This window comes from Paenibacillus sp. Y5S-9 (genome assembly GCF_036894235.1).
Taxonomy (GTDB): domain Bacteria; phylum Bacillota; class Bacilli; order Paenibacillales; family Paenibacillaceae; genus Paenibacillus.
On record NZ_CP145887.1, the window covers coordinates 4,738,728 to 4,755,667 of the forward strand.

At 46.5% G+C, this 16,940-nt stretch carries 17 protein-coding genes and 2 tRNA genes; 2 read left to right on the forward strand and 17 right to left on the reverse strand.

Going from position 1 to position 16,940, the window contains the following annotated elements; all coding sequences use genetic code 11:
- Positions 1–94: 94 nt before the first annotated feature.
- Positions 95–1,243 carry an ATP-binding protein gene (locus V6669_RS20940; RefSeq protein WP_338587925.1) on the reverse strand — a complete coding sequence of 383 codons (1,149 nt, stop codon included), beginning with the start codon at positions 1,241–1,243 and terminating at the stop codon, positions 95–97.
- A gap of 313 nt (positions 1,244–1,556) precedes the next feature.
- On the opposite strand from V6669_RS20940, the gene V6669_RS20945 reads away from it, so the two are divergent.
- Both V6669_RS20945 and V6669_RS20950 read left to right on the forward strand, forming a co-directional pair.
- Positions 1,557–1,745, forward strand: a complete 189-nt coding sequence (locus V6669_RS20945) for a DUF6199 family natural product biosynthesis protein (RefSeq protein WP_051447369.1) — start codon at positions 1,557–1,559, stop codon at positions 1,743–1,745.
- Between the two features lie 140 nt (positions 1,746–1,885).
- On the forward strand, positions 1,886–3,109 hold the full coding sequence (locus tag V6669_RS20950; RefSeq protein WP_338587928.1) for an MFS transporter: 1,224 nt from the start codon (positions 1,886–1,888) through the stop codon (positions 3,107–3,109).
- A gap of 40 nt (positions 3,110–3,149) precedes the next feature.
- On the opposite strand, the gene V6669_RS20955 is transcribed toward V6669_RS20950, so the two are convergent.
- The 16 genes from V6669_RS20955 to pyrF all read right to left on the reverse strand — a co-directional run bounded on the left by V6669_RS20955 (position 3,150) and on the right by pyrF (position 16,925).
- Positions 3,150–3,479, reverse strand: a complete 330-nt coding sequence (locus tag V6669_RS20955) for a DUF1904 family protein (protein WP_133385522.1) — start codon at positions 3,477–3,479, stop codon at positions 3,150–3,152.
- Between the two features lie 158 nt (positions 3,480–3,637).
- Complete coding sequence (locus tag V6669_RS20960; protein WP_082219140.1) at positions 3,638–3,751, reverse strand: YjcZ family sporulation protein; 114 nt, start codon at positions 3,749–3,751, stop codon at positions 3,638–3,640.
- Between the two features lie 117 nt (positions 3,752–3,868).
- On the reverse strand, positions 3,869–4,543 hold the full coding sequence (locus tag V6669_RS20965; protein WP_338587933.1) for a hypothetical protein: 675 nt from the start codon (positions 4,541–4,543) through the stop codon (positions 3,869–3,871).
- 171 nt (positions 4,544–4,714) lie between these two features.
- Complete coding sequence (locus tag V6669_RS20970) at positions 4,715–4,882, reverse strand: hypothetical protein (RefSeq protein WP_338587935.1); 168 nt, start codon at positions 4,880–4,882, stop codon at positions 4,715–4,717.
- A gap of 140 nt (positions 4,883–5,022) precedes the next feature.
- A complete protein-coding gene (locus tag V6669_RS20975; protein ID WP_338587937.1) occupies positions 5,023–6,579 on the reverse strand; it encodes a tetratricopeptide repeat protein in 1,557 nt (518 codons plus the stop codon).
- 240 nt (positions 6,580–6,819) lie between these two features.
- A complete protein-coding gene (locus V6669_RS20980) occupies positions 6,820–7,242 on the reverse strand; it encodes a hypothetical protein (RefSeq protein ID WP_036614795.1) in 423 nt (140 codons plus the stop codon).
- A gap of 182 nt (positions 7,243–7,424) precedes the next feature.
- Positions 7,425–7,498 (reverse strand) — tRNA-Ile (locus V6669_RS20985).
- Between the two features lie 56 nt (positions 7,499–7,554).
- Positions 7,555–7,628 (reverse strand) — tRNA-Met (locus tag V6669_RS20990).
- A gap of 69 nt (positions 7,629–7,697) precedes the next feature.
- A complete protein-coding gene (locus V6669_RS20995; RefSeq protein ID WP_017687342.1) occupies positions 7,698–7,862 on the reverse strand; it encodes a hypothetical protein in 165 nt (54 codons plus the stop codon).
- A 133-nt stretch (positions 7,863–7,995) separates the two neighbouring features.
- Positions 7,996–9,447, reverse strand: a complete 1,452-nt coding sequence (locus V6669_RS21000) for an extracellular solute-binding protein (protein ID WP_338587939.1) — start codon at positions 9,445–9,447, stop codon at positions 7,996–7,998.
- Positions 9,448–9,467: 20 nt separating this feature from the next.
- The gene (locus V6669_RS21005; RefSeq protein ID WP_036614799.1) at positions 9,468–10,331 is read right to left on the reverse strand and encodes an ABC transporter ATP-binding protein; all 864 of its coding nucleotides are present in this window, start codon (positions 10,329–10,331) and stop codon (positions 9,468–9,470) included.
- Between the two features lie 2 nt (positions 10,332–10,333).
- Positions 10,334–13,255: an FtsX-like permease family protein gene (locus tag V6669_RS21010; protein ID WP_338587940.1), complete on the reverse strand. Its 2,922-nt coding sequence runs from the start codon at positions 13,253–13,255 to the stop codon at positions 10,334–10,336.
- Positions 13,255–14,364: an efflux RND transporter periplasmic adaptor subunit gene (locus V6669_RS21015; RefSeq protein WP_338587941.1), complete on the reverse strand. Its 1,110-nt coding sequence runs from the start codon at positions 14,362–14,364 to the stop codon at positions 13,255–13,257. Before V6669_RS21015 ends, V6669_RS21010 begins: the two co-directional genes overlap by 1 nt.
- The gene (locus V6669_RS21020) at positions 14,327–15,274 is read right to left on the reverse strand and encodes an ABC transporter ATP-binding protein (RefSeq protein ID WP_338587942.1); all 948 of its coding nucleotides are present in this window, start codon (positions 15,272–15,274) and stop codon (positions 14,327–14,329) included. Before V6669_RS21020 ends, V6669_RS21015 begins: the two co-directional genes overlap by 38 nt.
- A 272-nt stretch (positions 15,275–15,546) precedes the next feature.
- A complete protein-coding gene (pyrE, locus tag V6669_RS21025) occupies positions 15,547–16,188 on the reverse strand; it encodes an orotate phosphoribosyltransferase (RefSeq protein ID WP_036614805.1) in 642 nt (213 codons plus the stop codon).
- Positions 16,185–16,925 (reverse strand): orotidine-5'-phosphate decarboxylase, encoded by a 741-nt coding sequence (gene pyrF, locus V6669_RS21030; protein WP_338587944.1) that lies wholly within the window; start codon positions 16,923–16,925, stop codon positions 16,185–16,187. Before pyrF ends, pyrE begins: the two co-directional genes overlap by 4 nt.
- Positions 16,926–16,940 lie beyond the last annotated feature (15 nt).

Genomic DNA, 16,940 nt, shown 5'->3' on the forward strand with positions numbered 1-16,940 from the left:
TTCAACACTTGCATTATAACAGAACGCCCGTTCGTAAAACAATCCAATAAAATAAAAAAACAGCCGAGACCGCCCGGCTGTCCTGCTTGATTGATTATCCTACATTGGGAATGGCCTGTTGGCGCAGCAAGGGCAGTGTCACCTCAAACTGTGTGCCTTTCCCTTCTGTACTCTCCACCGAAATCTGACCATTCATCAGTTCCAGCAGTTCTTTGCAGATGGTCAGACCAAGACCGCTTCCGCCAAATCGGCGCGCATGGGAGATGTCGGTCTGGGTAAATGCATCAAACAATTGTTCGATCTGATGCTGAGGAATGCCTATTCCCGTATCACGCACAGAGAATACCAATACAACGGTATCCGTCAGTTGTTGCCTCACATCCACCTGTAACTGCACTTTACCCTGTTCCGTAAACTTGATTGCATTACTCAGCAAATTATCCAGAACCTGCCGAAGTCTTAGCGGATCACCGATAAGCACATCAGGAACATTCAGATCAGCATGACAGAGCAAACGTATGTGTTTATTCTGTGCCGCAGGCTCATGTGTCTTCACAATCTGTTGAATCAGCTTCAGAGGTTGAAACTCAATGTGTTCAACATCCATTTTGCCTCTGCCCAGTTTCGCCATATCCAGGCTATTGTTAATGATGTTCAACAGCGCCTCACCTGATTGACGTGCTAGCTCCAAGTATTCTTTCTGCTCATCCGTAGTTTCACCCATACTGGCAAGTTCGATCATGCCCATAATGCCGTTAAGCGGGGTACGAAGCTCGTGATTCAGCTTGCCGATGAATTCCAATTGCCCTCTGCTGTTCATCTCAGCCATGGAAGTTGCAAACTTCAACTGCTGTTCAGCATACTTCCGTTCTGAAATATCGTATTGAATGCCTACAAAATATAAACACTCTCCGGATTCATTAAAGATCGGATCAATATTCAGTTCGTTCCAGAACTTCTGACCACTTTTTGTATAATTTAAGATATCAATCTTAATGGACTGTTGTTTCTTTATTGCATCACGAATCTGCATTACCGTTTCGGGGTCTGTATCCTGCCCTTGCAAAAATCGGCAATTGTGTCCGACAGACTCTTCATACGTGTATCCTGTCAGTTGGGTAAAGTGTTCGTTTACATACATGAGCGGAAGCTCAGGCAAGGTAGCATCGACCACGGTCACGGAGGATTTCACTTTCGAGATGATAAATTCCCATTGTAATGAGAGTTGATTATGTTGGCTCATGCCTTCCTCCTTCATCTCACACACGTTAATGTTTATATATTCTGCAATCGTACAATATAAGGAGAGAAAACTAACCAGTCGGAATGTGTTGATATTAAATCAATATATTTTAATTGTAACATAGTTATTCAAGTCATGTGGTTCTTGGGTAATAGTTGATAACTAACATTCCACAATAACCTAACTACTCATCAGGAGGAACATACATGAAATTTCTGTTAATTATCATCATTATTATTTTGATTGTAGTCTTTTTTACCAGACGCAAACGTTAAGATAAGATCCGTTATGTAAGTGAGAAAGGAAGATGGGTATGAGAACCCTCTTTTTTATATTCATGGTACTCTGTATCATCAATCTCTGTTTCCCAAAATTCGGCTGGTACCTGCGCTATGGCTGGATTTCCCGGGGTGAAGCCGAACCCAGCAGGCCTTATATGACTATGGTTAGAACGACCAGCCTGCTGATGTTGCTTATCGCCTTCACACTCGCTATGGCATGAACTATAAGTATTGAAGATGACTGCCCTGTTGGGCAGTTTTTTTTGTGGTGAAATGACGGGAAAATGATAACTTTGTTTGTGGTGCAATGATAACAATGCCCGTAATATAGATATATCGTTTCGGAAAGGACATCATTGGCATGAACATCGCATTTTATCCGTACTGGGCCGCCAAAACGCTGCTCTCGCTTATTAATGTCATATATATCATGGTCATTACTACGTATATATACGGTCTCACTGGATCGGTACTCTCTGCTGCAATGTTCCCACTTATTCAGATCATTGCACGCATAATAGCAGGTTTTACTTTGCCATTACTTCTGAACCGTTTCCCATTCTCCAGACTATTGATCAGCATTTCCATAGCCAAAACATTCATCATGACCTGTATAGCCATTTCGTTGAATCACTTGATTTCACAACTGCCGCTTCTATTGCTCGGAGTGGTCATACTATCCTTACTGGACGGATGGGAAACTCCGTTACTGAAGACTTTAACGCCACGATTGGTTCAAGGCGAAGACCTTATAAAAGCAAATAGCCTTCTATCTTTCTCCAATCAGACTGTAACCATTGTCGGTTATGCCATGACGGGATTCGCCGTGATGAACTGGGGGGCGTCACAGACCTTCTGGGCAGCTACAAGCCTGTCCTGGGCCGTTCTGATCTTCATGATTGCCATGGGATCGCTCACACGGAATGTAGAACAACCCCAAAAATTTGGTGTATCGCGGAATGTATTGAGGGAAGGTTGGAGTATACTTTGGAACAATCCATCATTACGACTGATTACGCTGATGGACATTGCCCAGGCGCTTGCGGGTTCCATCTGGATCGGAGCTGTTACGCTAGCCTTTGCAAAAGAAGCTCTGGGACGAGGAGAAGGTTGGTGGGGACTCATGAACTCGAGTTACGCTGCTGGAACCATGCTTGGAGGTATTCTGGCTCTTGCACTGGCCAAACGTATTCAGAAACATCTAATCGCTAGTATGACCATGGGATCTCTTCTCTTCAGTCTGCTGACCGTCGTTTATGGTCTAAACAACCTGCCATGGCTCGCTCTGGTGTTATGCATACTCATGGGTCCAGTTCATCAGATTCGTGACGTGGCTCAGCGGACAGCGCTTGAGAACAGTGTACCTGTCGAATCCCTAACCAAGGTATACGCCGCACATGGCGTCCTGATATCCACGGTTATGAGTGTATCCATAGTCATCTTTGGTCTAGTCGCCGATCAACTGGGTGTTCGACGGTTATACCTTATCGGAGGAGCCTTGTTTATTGTGTCTGCGTTATGCTCATTATCGTTGAGCAGGGTTCACAGGAACCATCCCATTGCTAAACGTACGAAAAATATGTAAATCAAAAAGACGAGCAACATTCTGCTCGTCCCTCACAATCTCAATCCAATCGATAATCTGTCAGCGGCTTGCCTTGTTTATAATACAAAGTAGGTGACAATATATTGAAGAAAATATGCACATCCGGCATGTATGCTTCTTCCAAAATAGCTTGCACCGACGATGCAATCCGATTATGAATCTCCTGGTCACGTTGAAACATCAGAATCTCTATAGAAGCCGGAGAAGGTGTTAGCGCTTGTACATCATGACGCTCTGCCTTCATTCTCTCCCTTGGAATATGAGTAATTAGGGCCATCTGCTCTGTAATTTGGGGTACAACTTCCTCTAGCTGAGGACCTGTGAATCCTTTAAAGCGAATAAACGGCATTGCTATCCCTTCAATCTCTGTTAATAGTCTCTTATGTGATTTTAAGCACATTGTTTTCAGTTGTCAAATATCATGGATGGCTATGTTGCTTCTTATAAATAGGAAAAACCCCGCTGAAGTCTCAGCGGAGCCACTGTTTGCACGTTTCTATACGTGACTTACAGCCAGAAAGATTTTGTGATGATCACCAGCAGGATGAAAAGCACAAGAATTGCACTTGTGGAAGTCCATCCGCCACCAGCATTACAACAACCGTATCCAACTTGACTCATTTGATTGGCCTCCTTTGAATTTCAAGGTATGCCATAACATATGCGTATTCCGCGCAAGTGACCGGGCGAATCGGCAAGTTCATCAGCCCATTCATCTGGGATTCATGGCTGGTAACTTTAACCAGATGGTTCGATAGAGATTTTCAGTTGTTTTTGTCGTGTCTCCTGAGGTGATGGGTCTGTATTTTCTCTGTCCAGAAGGATTGTACGAGTACGTGTATCACTTCGGGATGCCAGAACAACCTTTCCATCAGGTGTAATAAAATAGGCGATTGGAATGGAGATCTCGCTATCACGGTACGAACCATCCGCATGGCTTGTCCCCATGACAATACATTGATGCTGGATGGCGATCTGCCGAGCCTCTTCGACCCACTCACCGTACTGCTCTTCACTGAACATGCCCACACCAATGGAATGCATCACAATGTCCACATTCCCTATATTCTCATTGCCAAATCCTTGCAGGACCAGCTCATCACACAATAAAGTGCTTATTACCCAACCCTGTTCCTGAGCCGTCTCAGCAGGTGTATATTTAGCTTTCTCCAATACAATCTCTCCAGCCTTACTGATAATAATCGATCGGTCCTTTGGACGTTCGTCCAACCTGCGATGACCTGATACAATCATGGTTCCATATTCAGCCGCCAACCTGCAAGCTTCCTCAACATTCTGGTTCAGATAACCTTCAGGAAAGAGCAATATATCTGCATCAGGGTGTTGCTTGAGTTCGGCTTCAAGCTGCAGCAAATGCTGTTCCAGCCTCGGTTGTCCAATGATAATCTTCATCTGGCATCCCCCATTCATAAATAAAAGCCGGTTCATACCTGAATAAGGTACGAAACCGGCTTAAAGATTGTACGGACAGAACTCCTGCTCACCGTACTTCGCTTCAAGAGTAATTAGTTCTCATGTTATTGCTAGGTGAAACAATTACCTTTACAGTTGAATGATATGTAGTTAGGCATTTCTACGTTCAATACTATCATAGATAGCCTGTCCATCATAGCTTCGATCTGTAGCGATATCTTTCACCAATAGGACACTGTTTGCATTTCCAGATAAAATACTCAGTGCCCCCAACACCCAAGCAAATGGATATAATGCAACGGATAACATTTTCTTCATAGCTCTGTCTCCTTTATGTACTATAGAAATAATTGGTTGAATATCCCATTAATACGATGAAGTCCAATTAAAGGTTTCAATTTCTATATAAATATTACCAATTACATCCTACATACAGGAGACAAACTAAAATTGTTCGTTCAGATCAACTCGAAACTCTGCAGCAACGCTGCTGCCTCTTCATGATCAGGTTCCAGAGCCAATACTTTATGGGTATAGGACAAGGTTTCTTCTTCAAGTTCAAGTTCATAACAGCACACAGCCAAGTCGTACAAGACTGCCGGATTATGGTTGCTCGGATCTGCAACCAACGAAATCTCCAGAAACCGTTTTGCATCCTCATACATATACATCTCATATAACAGCTGTCCTGCTAGAAATGCCAGCCCCCCTTGCTGCTCCATCACATAGTAGGACGACCACATCGTATGAATACCAGACTGAATATCAAGCATTTCCTCATCACTTGCATCAGGAAGAAGACTGGAAATGTGCGTAGCACTGTGAATCAAGAACTCAGCATCATATCCACCCAGACGCCAAAACGGTAAAATATGCTTCAACTCCATACTTTCTATTCGAGAGTCTACCCATTGTTTCATGCTGAAAAAGTCATCCGGGCCAAAACGTTCAACAAATCGATGGTAAGCCAGACGTGTGTTCACATAACTGATCGGTTCGTCCACCATTAACATGCACCCAACGTTCAGATCTTTATAATGATGTGTTGTGAATCGCGTATGTGCTCCCTGTTGTTCCAAGACATATTGAATCGCATGGTAGTTAGCCGTTAAAGAAAAACTCCCGTGCAGAACAAATTCAGGTGGCTCTGCGAACTTCCAGTTATCCAGTCGATGATCCCCTTTATCAGCGGTAATCAACACATAACCTGACTGTGACAGCTTGTTCAACCGTTCGAGACAAGACAAACCAATTGCAGGGAACAGAATGTGCGAATCCTCCAGTTCCTCTTTGTACAATGTGATAAGCTCCTGATACGGATAGTTATCCGCACTGTATTCCGGCGCTCGGCGATATTCATAACTCAGCGTCATGTTCTTCAGCATCTCAGCGGGCTCAAGATCAAGACGACGATCCGGAGACTGAACAAGCAGATCGCACTCATATATCTCGCCATCCCCGATGTAGATTAATTCCTGCGGAATGCTGTCAAAAAAGTAATTGGCAATCAACAACAACGGTTGCTTCAGATCACCGGGCCGAATAACCGTGCCTGCGACGGCCAGATTCAATTCCGTATCCGCTACAGCGTCAAAACGTGCAAAATCCACTATACCTTGTTCAATAAAGGATTGCATGGATGGATGCTCTTTCCATCCCAGCACATTCTCTGCAACCAGATCCGTCATCACATATCTGAAAGGCGGTAACTGTATTCCAGCAAATTCTTTTAACTCAATCAGTTTCAGGAGAACTTGATGTGCCAAACGCCCTACACCCGCTCCTAGTTCAAGAATGGTTACGGTCTCAGTAATCTTTCCTTTGTTTGAAAGGTCCTGAAGAAACCCAAAGATCATCTCTGCATACGCCGTGGCAATCATCGGATTACTGGTAATATATTGAGGGACTTGGTTCTCAGTCCAAGCTTGTAGCCCCTTCTGTTCATAATAAGCTCTCTGCCAATCCCAGACCGGAGCTTCACTGTAACGAAAACGTTGACTTTCATTTGACGTCATTAAAATGGAAACCTGCTTTCTATCACTAATTTCATACGTTTCTCAGATGTTCACGTACTATTGTATGTCCAATACCATTATTCAATCTCTGTAATGCATTATATCATAGAACCCCATTTACTCGATGAAGTTCAGTTTTCCCCTTCAACAAGAAAAAAACCTGCTTTTGAGGGCAGGTCCGTGAGGCCTTTCAATTAAGAAGACTATTGATCTAGTATACTCAGGCAAGGACACTCAACATTAGTCGGAATACACGGCTCCGTCAAAGTTCTCAGGGCCTACACGGATCGTTCCGAGCAAGTTGGAGCTAATAAATGCAGTGTACGTCAATTGAGGCGTGATAGGCGGATTGAAGTCATCCGCAGAGAACGTAATAATCTGAGGTGCAAGGACACTCAAGCTAAACGTAGACGTTGCGGAATAAATCACAGGGTCCGTAGCCAAAGTCCCCCTAACAATTGTAATAGTTACACCAACGAGCGCCAAAGGAAGTTGCACAGACACCGTTCCTTTGAATTGTACCCGTGGGTTTGCCCCTGCTCCTGCTGTTTGCAGACCAATCTGGCCGAATAATTGTGGTGTGTTAATAACCAGGATTGGTATTGCGATAGAGTTAGCCAAACTCGCATTCTGAGATGTTCTTGCATCAAGAAATTGACTCATGAAATCTACCTCCTATGGGTTGGGATAAGGTAGTATATGCGAGATTTGAGATATGGCATGGACATACATCGTGATTCGAAAAAAAGGGCATACTAGAAAGACACCATTAACAAGATACCTTTTACTCCAGAGCTTACATGCAGACAGAAAAAAACCCTTGCTAGGCAAGGGTTTTAAGAGTATGGGCCCTACAGGACTCGAACCTGTGACCAATCGGTTATGAGCCGACCGCTCTAACCAACTGAGCTAAGGGCCCTAGACATAATGTATAACGTGCAGATGATGGCTGTGAATCATCCAAGTGAAACTAAATTGCGGGGGCAGGATTTGAACCTGCGGCCTTCGGGTTATGAGCCCGACGAGCTACCGGGCTGCTCCACCCCGCGTCAGTAAAATATTAAAACAGCGACTTAATTAATATACACCATTCTATCCCGATAAGTCAAGGGGTAATGTCAGGGAATAAATCGAACACCATAACGACCTTTACGTGATCGATAAACTTCCACTTCTGCTGGTTCATTATGACCGTAAATCCACCCATCCTGCTCCATACGCTTGGCCAGACATCCTGCCTGAAATTTGGTTGCATACAACTTGCTGAAATATACCCAGTGCATACCGCTCGTCCTTTCCGGAGTCGTCATTTATTCCTGCTTTTTGTAGAATACCCCATTTTCATAAAAATAGCCGCCAAAGATTAAAATCTTCAGCGGCTATCCTTAACTTATGATATGACTACTTCATCAAATCTCATTGAAACGTAGCTTTAGGATCCTTTTTCAATTTCTCCAGCATCTCGTTTCCTTTAGCTGCCCACTCACCAAGTGCTTCTTTTGGTGTCTTTTTGTTCTCTAGTACTTGGTTAAAATATTCCATACCTTTTTCATTTACTTGCCATAAACCTGGGGATTTTTGATACATTTTATCCAGATTGGTATTTGTTGGCGGAATCGGCTTCAGCGCATAGAATGCTTGAATGTTATAATCCAGGCCGTCTTTGGGCTTAATGAAGCTCTTCCGTGATACCATCTCATAGCTGCTACGTGCTTTGATCTTAGCCCAGTCCTCACTGTTCATGTACTTGATCAGTTCCCACGCATCATCCGGGTTCTGAGCCGCACTATTAATCGCCATGAGGTTGCTCAGGTAGATGCTACCTCCAATTTCAGGCGCTTCCGGGTGAACTGGAGGTGTTACCACATCCCAATCCACTTTCGTAAAGTCTTTCATTTTATCCGCATTTTTATTGGCATCAATTAATTGATTAATATAGCTGTAATCACCAATAACCATGGCTGACTTGCCACTCAGGAACAGGTCACCCTGTACTGGATCATAACGCCCACTCGGATTCTGATCCTGAGGTTCGTCGCCTTTAGGAATAACTTTGTCAATCGCAAGTTTGCTGATGGTGCTCCACACTTTCTCCCATTGAGGAGAATCTACGGTCATCTTCTCTGCTTTGTCATCAAACGTCTTCAGCTGCAACGCGCTGTAGTACTGTTGCATGGAGTAGTACGGCGAACCACCCTGATATGTCGTGAAGGAGAAACCAAATACATGATCTTTACCTTCACCTTTCGTTAAACGGGTACCCAGATTGAAAATATCGTCCCATGTCATGTTGTCTGTTGGCGGTTCCACGCCTGCTTTTTCAAACAAACCCTTGTTATAGAACAAAGCGGATGAGGAGAACGTTGGTGTCAATGCATAAATGCTCTGATCCCCAAGGTCCTTAATTCCCTCCAGTACACTAGGCACGATATCACTGGTATCAAACTTGTCTTCCTGCATCAGTGGGTCCAGCTGTTTCACCAGATTCTCCTGAATTAATGATTTCACTGTGGCGGTATCAGCCACGATAACGTCAACCGGGTTATCCCCAGTCATAATCTTCTTCAGACTCTCCATCGTATCCGGGACTTCCGGCTGTTCTTCCGTGTTGCCATAACCATACATGCTGCTCTGATCAACAGCAGCTACAATTTCGATGGTTACATTGGGATGTGTCAATTCAAAAGCATCGGTGAATTGCTGACGGAAGTAACTGTCATCCTGTCCTCCCCACAACGTAGCCACACGTAATACACGCTGCTCCGTATCCTTGGCCTCACTTGCCGTACAGCCGGCAATCAGCGGCAGTGCTAGCGTCGCAGTAGCGATGACAGCCAGCACACGTTTTCCCCACATACTATTCTTCATTTCCCAGTTCCCCCTTTTAATTATCTTGGCGGTGTAATGACAATACGTTCACCGTCAAATTCCAATGTAGCCCGGTTATCAATGGATAAGGCCTCCAGATACTCTTTTGGCACCTGAAGTCGTCCTGCACGGTCTATAATGACAAATGCTTCATGGATGTCTGGCATACCCGCCTCGGACAAGTTATGCTCATCATCCAGATTTGGGTTGCGCTTCACAAACTCGGTACTGGTCAAGCCGTCCCGAATCGCAACGATCCGGTCTACCTTGCCAGCAAGCGTCAAGTCATGGGTAACGATGACAATCGTAACGCCCAGTTCCTTGTTCATTCTTCGGAAAATGCCCATGATTGTATCACATGTCTCGGAATCGACCGAACCGGTTGGTTCATCTGCAAGCAGAATTTTGGGACGATTGGATAATGAGATCGCAATCGCTACCCGTTGCTGCTCTCCTCCTGACAATTGATGCAATTTGTTATGCATCCGATCTTTAAGGCCTACCCATTCGAGCAACTGTTTCGCGTAAGCACGATCGCGCTTGCCTCCCAGAATCATGGGAGTCTCCACATTTTCCAGAGCAGTGAGATAAGGCAGCAAGTTACGACCGTTATTTTGCCAGATAAACCCTACTGTATGACGTTTGTATTCGACCAATTGGGCATCTGTCATCTTGAGCAAATCCCAGTCTCCCACAACAGCCGTACCAGCCGTAGGACGATCAAGCCCGCCCAGAATATTCAGCAGCGTCGATTTACCACTACCGCTGTTACCGATGATGGCCATCATTTCACCTTGATTGACAGTCAGGTTGAGACCTTGAAGGGCAACGACTTCCACATCGCTGGATTTAAAAATTTTGACAAGTCCTTCGCATTGGATCACGTTTACCTCTCCTCTCCCATTTTGACCGCCTGGTGAACCCGCAGTCTGCGAATCTGCCAGAGCAACATCGTTGCACCAATGACCAGCATCACCACAGTGACCCCATACAGTTGCAACATATCCTGCTGCTCAAACACAATTCGGAACGGAGGTACCTGAGCAGATACATTATCCGTCGTTTGCAGGAATGGCAGGAATAAACGACTCGATACCTGACCAATCCCAATACCGAGCAGGATCGACAGCCCCGCTGTGAACACCTGCTCCAGCAGCAGCATACCGCTCAGTTGTGCCCGGGATAACCCCATGGCCCGTAATACACCAAACTGTACAACACGTCCGGACAGGTTGAAGAACCAGTACAGCACGTATCCGATCAACGAGATAATAACCGATACCAGGAAACCAAGGCTCAGTATCCCGAATACGCCACCTCGTGACGGGTGTTTACCTTGGGATACCAATTCGGTGCGTACGTCACGCACAGATGATAACTCAATACCTTCTGCTGCAAGTTTCTCCATTAATGGAGCCACTTTGGCATCCGGTTCCATTTTCAGCCACACCTCATAAGGAATCAAAGGCACCTGATCATAGATATAATCCAGATTCGCCACGAAAAATGGCATCTGATCCGGGTACTGGGCTGGCCAGTATGGAATGATCCCAAACACAACGAATTCAATCGCCTGTCCCTGTACACCCATGGAGACGAGATCTCCAGTTTTGAGTTTGAACTTGTCAGCAAATTTGGAAGAGATCAATACAGCCCCTTCGTATTTACCAAGCAAGTCAAGGTACTTGTAGGGATGTGCCGGAAACAGATCGTTGCGGAACCACGCCACTTGAGCAAAGTCCACATTATCAATTCCGACCAGCATCCCCTGTCCGCCCGATTTACCAGAGACGATAATATTGCCTTTGGTCTGCAGCACTCGTGCTGCATGTTCAACCCCGTCTAATCTGCGGAACACTTCAAATGGAGGTTCGGAGTAGATGACTTTGGATGGCTGCGAAGAACCGCCGCCACCACCTGGAGCACCTCCACCGCCATTGCCTCCGCCGGAACCACCACCAGCAGAACCTCCTCCTCCATTGCCACCACCTTGTTGACCTCCACCCGTACCGCCATTCTGTCCGGAACCACCGGGTTTAACCTCAGGTGTTCCTTCCCACACTGTCTGCATAATCACATCAGAACCATAACGGTACAAGGTACGCTCAGTGGAATTGAGATCAATCGTCCGAGCCGCAGCCGAGTTGTACACCCCAAGTCCCAGTGTCAGCACAAGGAGGATCATCAGCGGATAATATGAAGAAGATGAACGCGATAACTGTGTTAATGTCAGATACAACGGGACCGGTAGAAACTTGCGACCGATCAACTGAATAAGCTTCAATATCCACGGGAACAAGCGCAGGAAGAATAGTCCGAGCGCAAAGATCGCGAGTGCGGGTACAAAGAACAGAAACGGCTGTACCTGCAACTGATCGGTTGTCATTCCGGTCTGGAAGGTCAACATCTGACGTTCATAGAACAGGTAGTATCCATATCCGGCCAGACCCAGCAACACAACGTCCAGGAACCAGCGTTGCCATACTGGAGCACGGTCTGTCCGTGCTTGCCGCCGTTTGGCAGATACAATGGTTGCCCGTGCATAGGTTATCGCAGGGATAAGTGATGCGATGATCGCTACAAGAACCGCTGCTACGCCCAGGAGGATAGCTTCTTTGGATACACCGATCGGAATGGACTTCCGATCTACGAACGAGAGAAAACCACTTGCTGAACCGATACTCTTGGCCATAAACCAACCGAGCAACGGCCCAATAACCAGCGCAATAACGCCCAGGAATATACCTTCAAGCAGGTAGAGAGAGAAGATCTGCCGAGCTGAAGCTCCACGGCTACGCAATACCGCAATATCACTCTCTTGCTTTTGTAATGACTGTCTGGCGTTCATCGCAATAAAATAAAAGACCATCGCAATCATCGGTGCTGCCAAGGTAAACAGCATGGTCTGCAATTGCAGACTCTGACTGCGGAACTGCTTGAGCAGATCACCAAAGGTAATGTCTACTTTCGTATCTTTCAACCGCTGATACAGATCGATATCCAGCCTTTCCAGCATGGAAGTCAGACCTGATAATTGGCTGGTTTGAATTTCTTTCAGATCAAAGGCATAATACCAGCGTGAATTCTGAAGTGGAATCCCTTTTTCCTTCAGTAAAACATCATTAAATACCGATTCATCCACATAAAGTCCATTCATCATGCCGTCAAATCCTTGTACCCAGTAAGGGCTGTTCGGATCATCTGCCTTGAAGGACCCCGTAATCTTCACACGTAACGTGATATCAAGACCGCTATACACCGGATATTCCAGAATATCGCCGATATGCAGATCGTTACGGTACATGCCTTCTTCCAGCATGACTGCCTCGATAATGTCGTCTTTAACCTGATTGCCAGGTTTCACTCCGGCAGAGTAATTCACCTGTGCATCCAGCCCACTCATCGTACCCAGACTCATACTGCGTACCCTGCTGGCATCCACTTTGGTTGGATCTTCCGGGCTCACCTCTGTGCTGCGTATAGATCTGGAATTCACATACGTATGAAAAGGAAAACCGATGTCGCGAGGAACATCCTCACGAATATAACGATCTACTTCGTCCAGACCCCGAGTGTCTGTCTTCACCCCACCAGGTGCCTGATAACTCATAAGTAACGAACCGGCTGGTAACCCTTCACTGTTATCCTGCAGCGTTTGCGCGACGACCCGTTTCAACGCACCATCGGCATACATTGGAATACTGACGGTGAACGCAACCGCCACAATCAATCCGATCAGTGTGCTGAAGGTCATCCAGCGCGTGTTCCACATTTTGCGGAACAACAGCCGAAGCAATGGCAGCCCCATTAGCGTCCCACTACTTTCTGGCCTACGGTCAGACCTTTCAGAATCTCGACATCTGTCGATGTCTGTTGTCCAACTTCAACGTCCACTTCACGCTTGCTGCCATCACTCTCCACGACTTGTACGTACGTTCTTGAACCGATGGAGCGTAAAGCGGATACAGGAATCACAATCGCGTTCTCGGTACGCTGCGTTACAATCGAGACTGACAGTGGTGTGCCACGTTCCACACCTTTTGGCATTTTTGCAAGTGTAACGATAACATACTTATCCAGCGTTTCCTTGGTTGGAGGCGTACCGCCTTCACCCGCTCCTTCGCCACTGCCGCTTCCCGATGCTTCCGCGATAGGCATAACTTTAATTTTGCCAGCGACTTTACCAGCACCATTAATGTCCACTTCTGCCTTCATCCCGGCTGAGAACTTCTCCAGATCTTCCTTGGCAAAGGTTGCAGCCACAACCAGATTCGATGTATCCGCAATTGTAGCAATCGGATCATACGCTTTCACAGCTGCACCTTTCTCTACCTGCACAGCAATAACGGTGCCGCCAAACGGAGCTGTCAACGTGGCTTTGCCCAGTTGTTCTTCCAGATCAGCGAGTTCCTGGCGTAGTTCTTCAAAAGCAATCGTTGCTTCTTCGAACTCAACCGGGTCCATCTCATCCTTCTTGCGGAGTGTTTCCTTCATTTGAACTTCGGATTTGCGAATAGCCAGTTTCTTGCCACGGATCTCCTTCTCCACACTCTCCACATCGAGCACCGCGAGAAGTTGACCCTTTTTCACTTTATCCCCTGGTTTAACATTCAACTCTTTGACATGCATGCCATCAAGCGTGAAGTACACCTTCTCTTCCCGCTGACTCATCATCTTGCCACTACCACTTACTTTTTTCTCCAACGTTTCCGTCCGGACTTCATATTCCGGTTTCTTGGAGATCGTTGGTGGTGTAATAGGCGGAAGCACTTCTTCCTCTGTTTCAGACGGCAGCAGTGAGCAGCCGGACATCGTTGCAACCATTATCGCACCAAGTACAATAAGTGCTGCGCGTTTCCCCCTCTTCGGAGCGGCGCCTTTACTTGATAAATCTGCCGTCCGCCATTTCATAAACATGGTCCGCAACCTCCAAAATTGTAGGATCGTGTGTAGTCATACATATCGTTACTTGTTCTACTTCAATAATATTGCGGAATACGGCCATGACCTGAGCGCCCATCTTGGAATCCAGTTCCGCTGTAGGCTCATCCGCGAGCAACAATCTGGGTCTATGGGCAATCGCCTTGGCTATAGCCACCCGCTGTTGCTCTCCCCCGGACATCTCGAAAGGTCGGTGCTTCACCCGTTTGGATAATCCAACCAGATCCAGACAGTGACCAACCCTGTCCTTCCACTCCGCTCGCGGAACGTCCGCCATACGCAGCGACAGTTCTACATTTTCCCAAGCAGATAATAAGGGCATGAGTGCATATGCCTGAAAAATAAAACCGATCTCTTTGCGCCGCAAAGCGGTCCGCCGCCGGTCTCCCCAATCCTGAAGAGGCTGACCAGAGAACAGAATATCTCCACTTGAAGGCTGATCCAGTCCACCGAGCATATTCAGCAGTGTTGTTTTGCCTGAGCCTGATCGCCCCTTCAGCATGACCAGTTGTTGTGGATTCACTTCCATATCAATACCTTTGAGCACATGGATGATACGACTGCCTGTCTGGAAACTGCGATGCACGTTACGGACCTCGAGTACAGGACCATCATAAGGGGGCAATATATCCTTCTTCGGTTTGATCTTCTTCTGGGGTTCATCAACGGTAGTGACAGCAGCTGCAGCCACTTCATCTGAAGCGATTTCACTTTCAGGTAACGGAGGTTCACTCGTCGGGTGATCGTGTTCATTGTTGTATGTATTTTCTCCCGAAACCATCGATGCCTCCAGCTGCGCTTCCCCCTGTTGATCTTCATCGCCTGACTGGCTCTTGGCAGGTCTTTTTCTGAGAAATAAATTCTTCATGCCAGCAATCACGCTCATCCTTTCTTGATATCCCGATCATTTCTTCAAAAAACCTAAAATTAGAAATCTGTTCCAACCTACACTGAATTATAAACGACCGATCCCAACTAAAAGTTACAAGCTTTTTACAACGGTAGAGGGAAAAAGTTAATATTTTGATGAACAAACGAAAAAAGCACCCCAATGTATGGGATGCCTCTTGCGTATTCGATGGTTTTGCCGCTATGACGGCAATCATTACAATTTTGATACCGTTCATTCATGAACATTTTTTCGAGGTATCAATGATATTATTTACCAAATGAAGAAGGATCTTCACGCCAGGATTTGAGCAATTCAAAGTCACTCTCCTGAATCGTTCCCTGAGCCAAAGCCACATCCATCAGAGCCGTGTAATTGGACAACGTCTGAAGTGGAATTCCAGCATCTTCAAATGCTTTAACACCTTTATCCAGCTGGTAGCTGAAAATGGCAAGTACGGCGAGGGGTGTTGCGCCTGCTACACGTACGGCTTCGGCTGCTTTGATCGAGCTTCCACCTGTAGAGATCAGATCTTCGATGACAACCACTTTCTGTCCTTCGGTAATCAGACCTTCGATCAGGTTCTCCTTGCCGTGTCCTTTCGCTTTATCACGAATGTAGGCCATCGGCAGATCCAGCTTCTGAGCCACCCAGGCAGCATGCGGAATACCTGCGGTTGCTGTACCTGCGATGACTTCTGCATCCGGGTACTGGTTCCGAATGATTGTTGCAAATGCTTCAGCGATATCGTTGCGAATCTCCGGATAGGACATCGTTAAGCGGTTATCACAGTATATTGGTGATTTGATGCCGGATGTCCATGTAAATGGCTGCTGCGGACGCAATGCCACGGCTTTGATTTTCAACAGTTGGGAAGCAATATGATTCGGAATCTCATTCAGTTCGATCATGCGTTCAACATCTCCTTCAAAATGGTTTCTACCGCTTCTCGCGGATTGGGAGCGCCTGTAATGGGTCTGCCTACAACAATGTAATGACTGCCTCTGGCGATGGCTTCACCTGGGGTCAAGACGCGTGTCTGATCTCCCAGACCACTACCCGCTGGACGGATTCCTGGAGTAACGGTGTGAAAAGTACTGCCACACGCTGCCCGAATTGCGGGCACTTCAAGTGGAGAAGCAACAACCCCATCCAGTCCGCCCTCTTGGGCCAGTCCTGCATAACGAACCACAGCAGCTTCTACACTTCCCGGAATGCCAATCTCGTTATTCATCGTTTCCAGACTTGTACTGGTCAGTTGGGTGACTGCAATGATCTCGGGCTTGCTAAGGGAAGGATCAGCAGCTATAGCTGCCTCAGCACCTTCACGTGCAGCACGCATCATGAGGGCTCCACCTGCTGCATGTACATTGAACATGTCTACACCCAGACGTGTGATACTTTCAGCACCGCCACGAACGGTGTTGGGAATGTCATGCATTTTCACATCCAGAAAAACGGAGTATCCTTTGGACTTCAGCTCCCGAATAAAGTCCGGTCCTGCTGCGTAGAACAGCTGCATGCCCACCTTCAGATAACAGGGAATACCTTCAAGTGCTTGTACCAATGCTTTCGCTTCTTCTGCTCCAGGATAATCCAGTGCCACCATCAGACGGCCAGCCATTTCATTGAAACTCGCTTGATTCATCACCAGCGCTCCCCT

What these genes read in the sequence shown, in the direction of transcription:
- V6669_RS20940 (WP_338587925.1), bottom strand. Translation starts at nt 1,243, where the DNA reads ATGAGCCAACATAATCAACTCTCATTACAATGGGAATTTATCATCTCG.
- V6669_RS20945 (WP_051447369.1), top strand. Translation starts at nt 1,557, where the DNA reads ATGAGAACCCTCTTTTTTATATTCATGGTACTCTGTATCATCAATCTC.
- V6669_RS20950 (WP_338587928.1), top strand. Translation starts at nt 1,886, where the DNA reads ATGAACATCGCATTTTATCCGTACTGGGCCGCCAAAACGCTGCTCTCG.
- V6669_RS20955 (WP_133385522.1), bottom strand. Translation starts at nt 3,479, where the DNA reads ATGCCGTTTATTCGCTTTAAAGGATTCACAGGTCCTCAGCTAGAGGAA.
- V6669_RS20960 (WP_082219140.1), bottom strand. Translation starts at nt 3,751, where the DNA reads ATGAGTCAAGTTGGATACGGTTGTTGTAATGCTGGTGGCGGATGGACT.
- V6669_RS20965 (WP_338587933.1), bottom strand. Translation starts at nt 4,543, where the DNA reads ATGAAGATTATCATTGGACAACCGAGGCTGGAACAGCATTTGCTGCAG.
- V6669_RS20970 (WP_338587935.1), bottom strand. Translation starts at nt 4,882, where the DNA reads ATGAAGAAAATGTTATCCGTTGCATTATATCCATTTGCTTGGGTGTTG.
- V6669_RS20975 (WP_338587937.1), bottom strand. Translation starts at nt 6,579, where the DNA reads ATGACGTCAAATGAAAGTCAACGTTTTCGTTACAGTGAAGCTCCGGTC.
- V6669_RS20980 (WP_036614795.1), bottom strand. Translation starts at nt 7,242, where the DNA reads ATGAGTCAATTTCTTGATGCAAGAACATCTCAGAATGCGAGTTTGGCT.
- V6669_RS20995 (WP_017687342.1), bottom strand. Translation starts at nt 7,862, where the DNA reads ATGCACTGGGTATATTTCAGCAAGTTGTATGCAACCAAATTTCAGGCA.
- V6669_RS21000 (WP_338587939.1), bottom strand. Translation starts at nt 9,447, where the DNA reads ATGAAGAATAGTATGTGGGGAAAACGTGTGCTGGCTGTCATCGCTACT.
- V6669_RS21010 (WP_338587940.1), bottom strand. Translation starts at nt 13,255, where the DNA reads ATGGGGCTGCCATTGCTTCGGCTGTTGTTCCGCAAAATGTGGAACACG.
- V6669_RS21015 (WP_338587941.1), bottom strand. Translation starts at nt 14,364, where the DNA reads ATGTTTATGAAATGGCGGACGGCAGATTTATCAAGTAAAGGCGCCGCT.
- V6669_RS21020 (WP_338587942.1), bottom strand. Translation starts at nt 15,274, where the DNA reads ATGAGCGTGATTGCTGGCATGAAGAATTTATTTCTCAGAAAAAGACCT.
- pyrE (WP_036614805.1), bottom strand. Translation starts at nt 16,188, where the DNA reads ATGATCGAACTGAATGAGATTCCGAATCATATTGCTTCCCAACTGTTG.
- pyrF (WP_338587944.1), bottom strand. Translation starts at nt 16,925, where the DNA reads ATGAATCAAGCGAGTTTCAATGAAATGGCTGGCCGTCTGATGGTGGCA.